Source organism: Streptomyces sp. HSW2009 (assembly GCF_040240285.1).
In the GTDB taxonomy this organism is placed as follows: domain Bacteria; phylum Actinomycetota; class Actinomycetes; order Streptomycetales; family Streptomycetaceae; genus Streptomyces.
The window spans coordinates 1-13,341 of sequence record NZ_JBEHZD010000182.1 but is presented as its reverse complement, the minus strand read 5'-3'; the positions used below and the strand labels follow the sequence as shown (position 1 = coordinate 13,341).

Below are 13,341 nucleotides of genomic sequence, written 5' to 3'. Positions count from 1 at the left end.
GCGGGGGGCGGCCCACCCGGGGGGGGGGCCCCCCCCCTTTGGCCCCGGGGGGGGCGCCCCGCGGCCGGCCCCCCCACTTGCGCAGGGGCGGGCCAATCCCCCGCGCCCCTCCGTCAGACCAGTTGCCCGGCGCCCGGGCAGGTGCCGTGCGTTGGGCCAGATGCCCCGCCGGACTACGCCGGATCGGCCGTCGCCCGACCGCCACCCGCGGCGGTGTCGGCCGAGGCCGAGGCCGGTTCGGGATCGGCGGGGGCCGACCGCTGCTGCGGGGGCTCCGCCGCGGCCCCAGCCTGTGCCTTGGCCTGCGACGCGGCATCGGTCGCGGGCTCCCCCGCCTCCGCCTCCGCCAGCTCGCGGGCCCGCTCGTCCATCGCCGCGAACCGCGCCTTCGCCTGGTCGATGTGCCGGCCGTAGTGAATGGAGGCCCACCACAGGCCGGTGAAGGCCAGGCCGAGGATGAACATCACCGGGACGACGAAGCCGCTCAGCACCAGGCCGATCTGGAGCGCCCAGCCGACCTGGAGCGCCCACGGGCGGCTCAGCAGGCCGGAGAGCAGGACGCACAGCACCATGGCGATGCCGCTGACCGTCCACACCGTGCCCATGGACAGGTCGGACAGCTTCATCGCGACCAGGCCGGCGAAGCCGATGACGAAGAACTCGCAGATCAGCGTGGACGCACACAGCGTCCGCAGCGTACGCACGGGTCAGTCCCTTCCCAGCAGCAGTCGGGCCTCGCCGACCGTGATCACCGAGCCGGTGACCAGCACGCCGGCGCCGGAGAATTCGCCCTCCTCCTCGGCGAGGGCCACCGCGACGGTCCGCGCCGCGTCGAGCCGCGGCTCGACCTGCACCCGGTCCGGCCCGAAAACCTCCACCGCGACGGCCGCGAGCGCGTCCACGTCCATCGCCCGCTCGTGCGCGTACCGCGTCACGACGACCTCGGCGAACAGCGGCTCGAACGCCTCAAGCACGCCCCGCACGTCCTTGCCGTCGCTGGTGGCGACCACGCCGATCAGCCGGCTGAAGCCGAACGCCTCGGTGACCGCCTCGGCCGTGGCCTGCGCGCCCGCCGGATTGTGCGCGGCGTCGAGCACCACCGTCGGGCTGCGCCGCATCACCTCAAGCCGGCCCGGCGACGAGACGCCGGCGAAGGCGGCCCGCACCGTGTCCAGGTCCAGCGTCCTGGCGTGCTGCGAGCCGATGCCGAAGAACGCCTCGACGGCGGCGAGCGCCACGGCCGCGTTGTGCGCCATGTGGGCGCCGTGCAGCGGGAGGAAGACGTCCGGGTACTCGCCGCCGAGGCCGCGCAGCGTCAGCAACTGCCCGCCGACCGCCACCTCCCGGCCGAGCACGCCGAACTCCATGCCCTCCCTGGCCACCGTGGCATCCACCTCGACCGCCCGCTTGAGCAGCACCGATGCGGCCTCGACCGGCTGCTGCGCGAGCACCACGGTGGCACCGGCGGCACCGTCCGTCGTGTCCAGCGCCTTGATGATGCCGGCCTTCTCGACGGCGATCTCCGCGGGCGTGTTGCCGAGCCGGTCGGTGTGGTCCAGCGAGATCGGGGTGACCACGGCGACCGTCGCGTCGATCACGTTGGTCGCGTCCCAGGTGCCGCCCATGCCGACCTCGACCACCGCGACGTCCACCGGCGCGTCGGCGAACGCCGCGTACGCCATCGCCGTCAGCACCTCGAAGAAGGAGAGCCGGTACTCCTGCTGGGCGTCGGTCATCTCCACGTACGGCTTGATGTCGTGGTAGGTCTCGATGAACCGCTCGGCGGAGATCGGCGCGCCGTCCAGGCTGATCCGCTCGGTGATCGACTGGACGTGCGGGCTGGTGTACCGCCCGGTGCGCAGCTCGAAGGCGCCGAGCAGCGCCTCGATCATGCGGGCGGTGCTGGTCTTGCCGTTGGTGCCGGTGATGTGGATCGCGGGGTAGCTGCGCTGGGGCTCGCCCAGGACGTCGAGCACGGCCCTGATCCGCTCGACCGACGGGTCGAGCTTGGTCTCACCCCATCGGCTGGCCAGCTCCGTCTCGACCTCGCGCAGCGCGCGGTCGACCTCCGGGTCCTGCGGCCGGGCGGGGACGCCGTCGCCCTGGGGCGACCCGGACTGCGTCCGCAGCGTACGGCTGCCCGCCTCGATCACCGCGAGGTCGGGGTCGCGCTCGGTCTCGGCGTCGATGATCTCGTCGAAGGCGTCGAGCCCGTCGGGCTCGGATTCGTCGTTCGGGGGGCGCTCGCTCACGCCGTCCAGTCTACGAGGCGGGTCTGACACCGAGCGCGCGCCCGGCCGCCTGCCGTTTGTGCCATTAGCGGCCGTATCATCCTTTTCGAGGGGTTCGCCCGTACGGCCCCGCCGGCCGCACGGGTCGTCCGCCCGCACGAAGCCGCTGGCCGTACGCGCCCTCCGGCCGTACGACGCCGTGGTCGTACGAAACCTCCCGGCCGTACGAAACCTCCCGGTCGCGCGAAGCCTTCGGCCGTACGGGGCTTCCGGTCGTACGGCGCCTGCGTCGGCGGCGCGGGCCGCGGAGCCGCAGGACCAGCACGGGAACAGCAGCAGAGCAAGACCGGACGCGGGCCGGCCGGCGGCGCGCGGGCCGCCGGTGGCAACACCGGATGAGGGACCAAGTGAGGGACCAGGTGAGGGCTGGATGACAGGCACCCCGTGCGACGACCGGGCCCGGCTCGTGGCCCTGTTGCACGCGCTGCCGCTGGCGGCGGTCCTCGTGGACGTCGACGACCGGGTGGTCGGGGCCAACGAGCGGTTCGTCCGGCTGTTCCACCTGGCGGGCCGGGTGGACCTGACGCCCGGTGCCCCGCTCGGCCCCATCCACGACGCCGTGGCCGAGCTCTACGCGCCGCCCTACCGCGAGCGGTACGCGCGCCCGCACGCGGAGCCCGAAGCACCGGCAGCACCGGCAGCACCGGCCGGCCCGGCCGGGAGCGAGCCCGCTGCCGACCCGCCCCGCCCCCTGCACCGGGCCGCCGACATCCCGCTCGCCGACGGCAGGACCATCCGCCGCCGGCTGGAGCCGATCCGGCAGCAAGGCCGGGTGCTCGGCACGCTGTGGACCGCGCAGGACATCACCGCCAACAAGCGCGCCGAGCGCGACCTCGAACGCGACAACCGGGCGCTCTCCGAGCTGATCCGGCACCGCAGCGCCTTCGCCGCCGCCGCCTCGCACGAACTGCGCACCCCGCTCGCGGCCATCCTCAGCTTCTGTGAACTCCTCGCCGACCCGGCGTCCGGCGAGCTGACGGGCGAACAACGGGAGTTCCTCGCCGCCGTCCGGCGCAACGCCGAGCGGATGCACGCCCAGATACGCGACCTGTTCGCGGCCACCACGAGCAGTTCGGCGCAGCTCCAGATGGAGTACGGCTGGGTACGGGTGCCGCAGTTGCTCGAACGCGCCGTGCTCGACCGCTCGGCCGCCCTCGCGGAAGCGGCCGTCTTCACCTCACTGACCTGCGCCGACGGCCCCGAGCTATGGGCGGACGAGCATCGGTTGCACGCCGTGCTCGCCAACCTGCTGGAGAACGCCGCCAAGTTCACGCCGCGGGGCGGCAGCGTCAGCCTGACCGCGGGGCCGGGCCCCACCGGCTGGCGGATCGAGGTGGCCGACACCGGCATCGGCGTGCCCGCCGCGTACCGCGAGGAGGTCTTCACCGGCTTCGTCCGCGCTCCCAACGCCCTGCACGGCGGCTACCCGGGCACCGGGATCGGGCTCGCCGTCAGCCGGGACGTCGTACGGCTGCACGGCGGCACCCTCACGGTCAGCGGGCAGGAGCAGGAGGGCACGGGCGCCGTCTTCGCGATCCACCTGCCGTACGCCGGCCCGCCCGGCATCGGCCACCCCACCGGCGGACCGCCCGGGGCCGTGGCGGCGGAGACCGCACGAGGAGGCGCGGCATGACCCGGGTGCTCGTCGTCGAGGCCGCCGCGGGCCTGGCGCTCGCGCTGCGCGTCGTCCTCACCCGGGCCGGCTACACGGTGCTCCAGGCCGCGGACGGCCGCTCCGCGCTGCGACGGCTCTTCGCCGACCGGCCCGCCCTGCTGATCCTGGACATCGGGCTGCCCGAACTCGACGGCTGGCAGGTGCTCGAACGCACCCGGGACCTCACCGACCTGCCCGTCATCCTGCTCTCCGCGTACGGCAGCGAGGCCGCCCGGGTACGCGGTCTGCGGGCCGGCGCCGACGACTTCCTGCCCAAGCCGTTCGGCAACGAAGAACTGCTGGCCCGGGTCGAAGCGCTGCTGCGCCGCACCACCGCGGCCCGCTGGGCCGGCAGCGGCAGCTACGGCGACGAGCGGCTGCGTCTGGTGCCCGAGCGCAGGTCAGCGGTGTGGCACGGGGTGGAGGTGCGGCTGAGCGACATCGAGTTCCGGCTGCTCCAGACCCTGGTCCGCAGCCGTGGCCGGGTCGTCACCACGGAACAACTCCTTGACCAGGTGGGGGGCGACCCGCAGGGGCGGGGCCGGGAGCGGGTGAAGTTCGCGGTCATGCGGCTGCGCCGCAAGCGCCAGCAGGCCACGCGCCCGGAACCCGCGGCGCCACACGACGCCGCCCGGGACCACGGCGGACTCCCCCACCCGGATGGCCCGACCCCGAGCGCCTCGGGCCGCACCGCAGTCCCCCGCCCCACCGGCACCGACGACTCCCTGGGCACCGGCCACCCCACCGACCCGCTGGAGGCGGTGCGCGGCCTCGGCTACCGCTACCGCGAGCCGGGCGACGCGGGACGTAACCCCGCCGGTCCCGGGCACGGCGCCTGAGCGCCCGAAGGGCACCGACGGGCCGCGCCCGACCGGACAGCGAGCACCGCGGGGCGGCACCTGACTCCGAGGGCCCCGGGCACGGCGCCCGACCGCACGAAGAACACCACGGGGCCACGCCTGCCCCGCACCGGGAACACCCCAGCGCCGCGCCCACCCCACGGCAGAGAACCTCCCGGCCCCACACCCCAGCACGCAGATATCCCCCACGGGCCGCCACCGCAGGACCTCCGGAAGGGCCGAACGCCCCACCCACGCCCGGGACCTTCGTCCCGAATCGCGCCCGCACGGCAACCCGCAACCGAGCAGCAACCAAGTGCCATCCGCCGCGGCAACCGGCCCCGCCCACACTCCACGGCTGACCCCGTCCCCGGCCCGCACCTGGAGCACCCGTGCACTCCCTGCCCGCGCGTAGCGTCGCGATCGTCCTCGGTACCCGCCCCGAGCTCGTCAAGCTCACCGACCTCGTGCGCCTCCTCGGCCCCGCGGCCCACCTGATCCACACCGGCCAGCACTACGACGAAGAGCTCTCGGGCCGCTTCCTGTCCGAACTCGGCCTGCCCGAACCCACCTTCCTGACCGGCGTCGGCGGACAGCGCCGCGCCGGCCAGATCTCCGCGGCGCTCGCCCAGCTCGACACGCTCTTCACGGCCGAACCGCCGCACGCGGTCGTCGTCCAGGGCGACACCAACGCGGCACTCGCCGGCGCCCTCGCCGCCAACGCCCACGGCATCCCGCTGCTGCACGTGGAGGCCGGGCTGCGCAGCCACGACCGGAACATGCCGGAGGAGCACAACCGGGTGCTGATCGACCGCATCGCCGACGTGCTGTGCGCGGCGACCCCGGAGAACCGGGCCAACCTGCTGGCCGAGGGCGTGCGCGAGGAGCGGATCGCGGTGACGGGCAACACCGTCGTCGAGGCCGTGCACGCCCAACTCCCGCCCGCCGCCGCCCGGTCCGCCCTGTTGGCCGCGCACGGGCTGCGCGCGGACGGCTACGTGCTGGCCACCGTGCACCGGCCGGAGAACACCGACGACCCGGACGCGCTGCGCGCCGTCCTGGACCAACTCGGCGCCATCGCCGCCGCCGGCACGCCGGTCCTGCTCCCGCTGCACCCGCGCACCCGGGCCCGCATCGCGGCGGCCGGCCTTGAGGGGCTGCTGACGGGCCTGCGGGTGTCCCGCCCGCTCGGTTACGGCGACTTCCTGGCGCTGGCCCGGCACGCCGCGCTGATCGTCTCCGACTCCGGCGGCATCCAGGAGGAGGTCACCGTGCTCGGCCGGCCGCTGATCGTCGTACGCCGCTCCACCGAACGCCCGGAGGCGATGGTGGACTTCGCCGACCTGGTCGAGCCGGGCCCGGCCATCGGCGAGCTGGCCGCCCGGCACCTCGCCGAGTCCGCACACGGGCTGCGCCGGCTGGCCGCCCTGCCGAGCCCGTTCGGCGACGGCCGCGCCTCCGAGCGCATCGTGCACCTGCTGACGGAGCTCACCGGCCGCACGGAGTTCACCGCAGCGGCCTGACCCGCATCCACCCCGCGCGCGGCTCCGCGCACGGACCGTCGCGTGCGGGCCATCACGTACGAACCACCGCGCCCAGGTCGCCACGCACGAACCGGCACGCACGAACCACCCCGCACGCGCCGCCCCGTACGAGCCATCGCGTACGAACCCCGCCCACGAGCCCGCGCGCCCGGCCGCCGCCGTCCCCGCCACCGCCGCCGCCGTCCGACCAGAAAAGACCCCATGCACCTCGTGCTCCTCCTCTTCCCCTTCGCGCTGCTGCTCTGTTTCCTCCTCTACTGGGCCGGTGCCCGCCACGCCTACCTGCGGCGGCCCGAGGTGGTGCCGGGTGACCCGGGCGAGTTCGACTGGCACTTCTTCGTGCCCTGCCGCGACGAGGAGGCCGTGGTCGGCACCACCGTCGCGCGGCTGCGCGGCGACTTCCCCGGTGCCCACGGCTGGGTGATCGACGACGACAGCGACGACCGCACCGCGGAGATCGTCGCCGGCTTCGCCGACGGCGACGTACGCGTACACCTGGTGCGCCGCGAACGCCCCGACGCCAGGCTCGGCAAGGGCGCCGCACTCAACGCCGCGTACGCCCAGCTCGACGAGTTCCTGCCGGCGGGGGCCGACCGGGCGCGGGTCGTCGTCTGCGTCATCGACGCCGACGGCCACCTCGCGCCGCACGCCCTAGAGCGGGTCTCGGGACCCGCCGCCTTCGGCGACCCGGAGATCGGCGGCGTGCAGGTCAGCGTGCGGATGCGGAACGTGGATGACCGCCGGCCGCTGCCCGACCACGGCAAGCTGCGCAACGCGCTGGCCAGGCTCCTGGTCCGGGTGCAGGACATGGAGTTCTCGGTGTCCAACGCCGGCATGCAACTGCTGCGGACCCGCACCGGTTCGGTCGGCCTCGGCGGCAACGGCCAGTTCACGCGCCTGACCGCGCTCGACCGGATCGCCGCGGCCGAGCGGCGCCCCTGGCAGCGCGGCGCACTCCTGGAGGACTACGAACTGGGCCTGCACATGATCCTCGGCGGCTACCAGATCACCCACGTCGCCGACACCTGGGTCTCCCAGGAGGGCCTGCCGCGCGCCCGCCGGCTGCTCACCCAGCGCACCCGCTGGGCCCAGGGCAACCTCCAGTGCCTGCGGTACGCGCCCCGCGTGATCGCCTCCCGGCACTACGGCGCCCGGGGCGTCCTGGAGACGCTGTACACCTTCTTCCAGCCGGTCGCCCATCTGCTCACGCTCGCCCTGTGCCTGCTGCTCGGCGTGTCCCTCGGCATCGACGTCGCGGGCGGTGCGGGCGCCGGGGCGCTCGCCGGCCTGGTCGCGCTGTGGCCGCTGGCCGCCGGCCTCGCCGCGGTCTCCATCGCCCCGTTCCTGCTGTGGGGCCCGGTCTACCGGCGCGACCGCGCCCCCGACCGTTCCCTGGCGGTGTCGCTGGGCTGGGGGCTGGCGCTGTGGCTGTACGCGTACCACCTCTTCCCCGCCTCGGCCCGGGCCCTCGGCCGCACGGTCCGCGGGCGCAGCGGCTGGGCGAAGACCCGCAGGAACGCCGAGGCGGTCACGGCGGGCCCGGTCGCCATCGAGAGCTGAACGGAGCGCGTCCGCGGCCCCCGCAGGCGCGCCCCGGCAAGGCGAGGGGGGGGGGGGGGGGGGGCGGGGGGGGGGGGGGGGGGGCGGGGGGCGCGCGGCGCGGGGGCGCCCCCCCCCCCCCCCCCCCCCCCCGGGGGGGGGCCCCTCGGCCAGCAGTGCAGATCAGCCCGCCACGGCCGCCCGGTCAACGCACCGGCCGGCCGCGCGCGTTCACGCCTCCGGCAGCGCCGCGAGCTGGGCGGAGATGCGCTCGATGTCCGCCTCGGCCGTCGCCAGCCGGGTACGGATCTTGTCGACCACCGGCTCCGGCGCCTTGGCGAGGAACGCCTCGTTGCCGAGCTTGGCGGTGGCCGCCGCCTTCTCCTTCTCCGCCGCGGCCAGGTCCTTCGTCAGCCGCTTGCGCTCGGCCGCCACGTCGATGGTGCCCGACAGGTCGAGCGCCACCGTCGCGCCCACGACCGGCAGCGAGGCCGTCGCGGTGAAGTCCTCGCCCTCCGGCTGGAGCCGCAGCAGCGCACGGATCGCGTCCTCGTGCGGGGCGAGCCCGGTGCCCGTCAGGTCCAGCCTGGCCGGCACCTTCTGGCCCGGCTGCAACCCCTGGTCGGCGCGGAACCTGCGGACCTCGGTGACCAGCTCCTGGACCACCGTGATCTCCCGCTCGGCCGCCGCGTCGCGGAAGCCGCTGTCGGTCGGCCACTCGGCGACCACCAGCGACTCGCGGCCGGTCAGCGCGGTCCACAGGGTCTCGGTGACGAACGGGACCACCGGGTGCAGCAGCCGCAGCGTCACGTCCAGGACCTCGCCGAGGACCCGCCGGGCGGCGTCCGCGGCCGGGCCGCCGGCCTGGAAGGTGGTCTTGGTCAGCTCCACGTACCAGTCGAAGACCTCGTCCCACGCGAAGTGGAACAGCGCGTCCGAGAGCTTCGCGAACTGGTAGTCCTCGTAGAGCGCGTCCACCTCGGCCACGACCGTGTTCAGCCGGGACAGAATCCACCGGTCGGCGGCCGACAGCTCGTCGGGCGCCGGCAGCGGGCCCTGCACCGTCGCGCCGTTCATCAGCGCGAAGCGGGTGGCGTTCCAGATCTTGTTGGCGAAGTTGCGGGAGCCCTGCACCCAGTCCTCGCCGATCGGCACGTCGGTGCCCGGGTTGGCGCCCCTGGCCAGCGTGAAGCGGACCGCGTCGGAGCCGTACCGGTCCATCCAGTCGAGCGGGTTGACCGCGTTCCCGAAGGACTTGGACATCTTCTTGCCGAACTGGTCGCGGACCATGCCGTGCAGCACCACGGTCTGGAACGGCGGGGTGCCGTCCATCGCGTACATGCCGAACATCATCATCCGGACGACCCAGAAGAAGAGGATGTCGTAGCCGGTGACCAGGATCGAGTTGGGATAGAACTTCTCGACGCTCTCGGTCTGCTCCGGCCAGCCCAGGGTGGAGAAGGGCCACAGGCCGGAGGAGAACCAGGTGTCCAGGACGTCGGTCTCCTGGTGCCAGCCGGGGCCGGTGGGCGGCTCCTCGTCCGGGCCGACGCAGACCATCTCGCCGCTGGGCCCATACCAGACCGGGATGCGGTGGCCCCACCAGAGCTGGCGCGAGATGCACCAGTCGTGCAGGTTGTCCACCCAGTCGAAGTACCGCTTGGTCATCTCCTGCGGGTGGATGGTGACCCGGCCGTCACGGACCGCGTCACCGGCCGGCTGCGCCAGCGGGCCGACCTTGACCCACCACTGCATGGACAGCCGCGGCTCGATGGTGGTCTTGCAGCGCGAGCAGTGCCCGACCGAGTGCTTGTACGGGCGCTTCTCGGCGACGATGCGGCCCTCGGCGCGCAGCGCGGCCACGATGGTGCTGCGCGCCTCGAAGCGGTCCAGGCCCTCGAAGGGGCCGTGCGCGGTGATCACGCCGCGCTCGTCCAGGACGGCGAGGGTCGGCAGGTCGTGCCGCTGGCCGATCTCGAAGTCGTTGGGGTCGTGGGCCGGGGTGACCTTGACCGCGCCGGTGCCGAACTCCGGGTCGACGTGCGCGTCGGCGACGATCGGGATGCGGCGGCCGGTGAGCGGCAGCTCGATCTCGGTGCCGACCAGATGGCGGTAGCGCTCGTCGTCCGGGTGGACGGCGACGGCCGTGTCACCGAGCATCGTCTCGGCCCGGGTGGTGGCCACGACCAGGGACGCCTCGCCCTCGCCGTACCGGATGGAGACCAGCTCGCCGTCGTCCTCCTGGTACTCCACCTCGATGTCCGAGATGGCCGTCAGACAGCGCGGACACCAGTTGATGATCCGCTCGGCGCGGTAGACCAGCTCGTCGTCGTAGAGCTTCTTGAAGATCGTCTGGACGGCGCGGGAGAGCCCCTCGTCCATGGTGAAGCGCTCGCGGGACCAGGCGACGCCGTCGCCGAGCCGGCGCATCTGGCCGGAGATCTGCCCGCCGGACTCGCCCTTCCACTGCCAGACCCGCTCCACGAACGCCTCGCGCCCCAGGTCGTGCCGGGACTTGCCCTCCTTGGCGAGCTCCCGCTCGACGACGTTCTGGGTGGCGATGCCGGCGTGGTCCATGCCGGGCTGCCACAGCGTCTCGAAGCCCTGCATCCGCTTGCGCCGGGTGGCGGCGTCGATCAGCGTGTGCTCGAAGGCGTGGCCCAGGTGCAGGCTGCCGGTGACGTTGGGCGGCGGGATGACGACCGTGAACGGCGGCTTCTCGCTCGCCGCGTCCGCCTCGAAGTAACCGCGCTCTACCCAGCGCTCGTACAGCTCCCCCTCTACCTCGGCCGGCGCGTACTGGGTCGGCAGTTCGGGGGCGGCGCTGTTGTGCCCGTCGTGCGGGCGCTGAGTGTTGTCGGTCACGGGCCGATTCTACGGTCCTGGGGTGCGCCGTTACGAACCCGTTGTTCGCCCCGGCGTGAGGGCACCCCGCGGCGTCCGGGAGGATGCTGGCTGAGGCGCGACCGTCGCGCGTGGCCTTCAACACACCGGGGAGTCGCCCTATGAGCCACCACCAGCCGCAGCCCGGGCCCTACGGCGAGCAGCCAGGACCGCACGGCGCCGGCGGTGGCGGTCCCCACACGCCCAACCCCTATGCGGGCCAACCGGGTTACGGCTACCCGGCCGCCCCCACCCAGCCGGGCCAGCAGACCCCACAGCCCCAGCCCGGCGGCTACGGGACCCCGCCGCCCCAGGCCCAGCCGCAGCCACCGGTCCAGCCCCAGGCCGGCGGCTACGGCACCCCCGCAGCACAGCCCCAGCCGGGCGGCTACGGCCAGCCGGCGAACCCGTACGCGCAGCCGGGTGGCCAGCCCGGCTACGGCCAGCCGACACCGGCCCAGCCCGCCCCGCCCCAGACCGGCGGCTACGGCACGCCGCCACCCCAGACCCCGGCCCAGCCGGGCGGCTACGGCACCCCGCCGGCCCCGGCCCAGCCGCAGACCAGTGGCTACGGCACCCCCGCCGCCCCGCAGCCCGGCGGCTACGGGCAGCCCGCCCCGAACCCGTACGCGGCGAGCCAGCAGCCCACCGCGTCCTTCCCGCAGGTGAGCGGCGGCTACGCGCAGCCACAGCCCCAGCCACACCAGCCGCAGGCCGGTTTCGGGCAGCAGCCGCAACCCTCCGCGTACGGGCCCGCCACCACCGGCGGGAGCCCGAGCAGCGCCGGCGGGCGGCGGGTCGGGAAGAAGGGGCTGGTCATCGGCGGGGCGATCGCGGTCGTGGTGGCCGCGGTCGGCGGCTTCCTGCTGCTCGCCGGCGGCGACGACGCGCAGAGTTACGAGCTGACCACGCCGCAGACGGTGGCCAGCGACTACCAGCGCGTCGGCGAGGGCAAGGACGAGAGCAACCTCACCCCGGCCGGCAAGGCGCAGTTGCGCGAGATGCCGGTGGTGGAGGACGCCCATCCGATCTCGGCCAACTATCAGACGCCGGGCCAGAAGAAACTCCAGTTCAGCGGCGTGTGGGGGAAGGTGACCGATCCGGAGCGGGCGGCCGACATCGCCCTTGCCGTGATCACCAAGGCGCTCAGCGAGGACGGCACGGCCGAGACCCTGGGCAGCCCGCAGTCCTTCACGCCCGACGGCTTCGACGGCGACGTGCTCAAGTGCCAGGAGCTGAAATTCACCTCGCCCAAGGGAGCCATCACGGCCCCCGCCTGCGTCTGGGGTGACGACAGCACGGTCGGCGTGACCGTCATGGCCGACCCGGCAGCCCTGGTCACTGGCACGGGCATGACACTGGACGAGGCGGCGGGCCTGGCGGCCGAGGTACGCAACGACGCCCGGGTGGAGCGGGGCTGACCCGCCGCCCCGTACCGACCACGACACGACGCAGTACGAACGAGGGAACCCATGAGTCAGCAGCAGCCCGGCCCCTACGGCCACCAGCCACCGCAACCGCCCGGGCCCTACGGCCAGGGCGGCGTGGCTGGCGACCCCGGCTACGGCTACCCGCAGCAGCCGCAGCCCGGCCCGTACGGACAGCCCCAGCCCGGCTACGGCTATCCGCAGCAGCCGGGGCCCTACGGGCAGCCGGGCCCGTACGGACAGCCGGGCCCGCCGATGCCGCCGCCGGGCGGTGGCAACCGGAACAAGGCGATCGGCCTCGCCGTCGGCGCGGTCGTGGTGGTGGCGGCCGTCGTCGGCGGGATCATCGCCTTCGGCGGCGGGGACAGCGACGACTCGGCCAAGAAGGACCAGAAGAAGGAGTCGGTCGTCGAGAGCGGTGACACCGGCGGCAAGGAGGGCACCACCGACCCCGGCGCGACCGGCGGCACCGACGGCCCGGAGCCCGGCCCCACCCAGCCCGCCACCACCCGCTACCAGCTCACCACGCCGAAGATCCTCGCCAGCACCTACACCCGCAAGGGCGCCGGCGAGACGGACGACGGCCTCGGCGAGGGCGAGCAGGAGCCGACCGGCTTCACCACCGAGAAGTCGGTGTCGGCCGACTACGTGGGAACGGGCAAGCAGCAGCTCTCCTTCGGCGGGGCCTACGGCACCTCGACCGACCCCGAGGGCAGCGTGGACTGGGTGTTGCGCCAGATGATCGGCGGGGGTGCCAAGCCGAAGACCGCGGCGCAGACCTTCACCCCGGTCGGCTTCGACGGCACCATCCTCAAGTGCCAGCTGCTGGAGTCGACGATCCCGGTGCAGGTGTGCTCCTGGGGCGACCCCTCCACCGTCGGCGTAGTGCTGGTGGCGGACCCGCTGACCGTCACCAACCCCGGTGCGATCGACCTGAGCCGCACGGCCGAGATCACGGCCCAGGCGTACAAGGACGCCCGCATCCCGCGGTGATCCCGCGGCCCGTCCCCGCGCCGGCGCGCGGCGCCGGGGGGGGGCGGCGGCGCCGCCGGGGCACCCGCCCGGCCCCCGCCACCCCCCGCCGGGGGGGGGCCCGGCGTGGGGTGGTGTGGATCTTCATCGTGTCGGATGGTCATAGCGGCTAGTTCAACGGCCAATCAAACA

General features: G+C 74.3%; 8 protein-coding genes and 1 pseudogene. 6 read left to right on the top strand and 3 right to left on the bottom strand.

Features of this window, described 5'->3' with window-relative positions:
- Positions 1-332 precede the first annotated feature (332 nt).
- Positions 333-695: pseudogene (locus AAHZ94_RS15870) on the bottom strand (DUF4233 domain-containing protein); the annotation flags it as partial.
- Between the two features lie 12 nt (positions 696-707).
- Positions 708-2,252: a bifunctional tetrahydrofolate synthase/dihydrofolate synthase gene (gene folC / locus AAHZ94_RS15865; RefSeq protein WP_349993531.1), complete on the bottom strand. Its 1,545-nt coding sequence runs from the start codon at positions 2,250-2,252 to the stop codon at positions 708-710.
- Between the two features lie 409 nt (positions 2,253-2,661).
- On the opposite strand from folC, the gene AAHZ94_RS15860 reads away from it, so the two are divergent.
- The 4 genes from AAHZ94_RS15860 (at position 2,662) to AAHZ94_RS15845 (ending at position 7,888) form a co-directional block, all read left to right on the top strand.
- A complete protein-coding gene (locus tag AAHZ94_RS15860; RefSeq protein WP_349993530.1) occupies positions 2,662-3,924 on the top strand; it encodes a sensor histidine kinase in 1,263 nt (420 codons plus the stop codon).
- A complete protein-coding gene (locus tag AAHZ94_RS15855) occupies positions 3,921-4,784 on the top strand; it encodes a response regulator transcription factor (RefSeq protein WP_349993529.1) in 864 nt (287 codons plus the stop codon). The genes AAHZ94_RS15860 and AAHZ94_RS15855 overlap by 4 nt, the downstream gene beginning before the upstream one ends.
- A gap of 392 nt (positions 4,785-5,176) precedes the next feature.
- Positions 5,177-6,307 (top strand): non-hydrolyzing UDP-N-acetylglucosamine 2-epimerase, encoded by a 1,131-nt coding sequence (wecB, locus tag AAHZ94_RS15850; RefSeq protein ID WP_349993528.1) that lies wholly within the window; start codon positions 5,177-5,179, stop codon positions 6,305-6,307.
- Between the two features lie 222 nt (positions 6,308-6,529).
- Entirely contained in the window at positions 6,530-7,888 is a 1,359-nt protein-coding gene (locus tag AAHZ94_RS15845) for an XrtP-associated glycosyltransferase (protein ID WP_349993527.1), read from the top strand.
- A 210-nt stretch (positions 7,889-8,098) separates the two neighbouring features.
- On the opposite strand, the gene AAHZ94_RS15840 is transcribed toward AAHZ94_RS15845, so the two are convergent.
- The gene (locus AAHZ94_RS15840; RefSeq protein WP_349993526.1) at positions 8,099-10,732 is read right to left on the bottom strand and encodes a valine--tRNA ligase; all 2,634 of its coding nucleotides are present in this window, start codon (positions 10,730-10,732) and stop codon (positions 8,099-8,101) included.
- A gap of 140 nt (positions 10,733-10,872) precedes the next feature.
- Here AAHZ94_RS15840 and AAHZ94_RS15835 point away from each other — a divergent pair, with 140 nt between their 5' ends.
- Together AAHZ94_RS15835 and AAHZ94_RS15830 are read left to right on the top strand one after the other, a co-directional pair.
- Entirely contained in the window at positions 10,873-12,171 is a 1,299-nt protein-coding gene (locus AAHZ94_RS15835) for a hypothetical protein (protein WP_349993525.1), read from the top strand.
- A gap of 51 nt (positions 12,172-12,222) precedes the next feature.
- Positions 12,223-13,170, top strand: coding sequence for a hypothetical protein (locus AAHZ94_RS15830; RefSeq protein WP_349993524.1), 948 nt, complete (start codon positions 12,223-12,225; stop codon positions 13,168-13,170).
- The last annotated feature ends 171 nt before the right edge of the window (positions 13,171-13,341 follow it).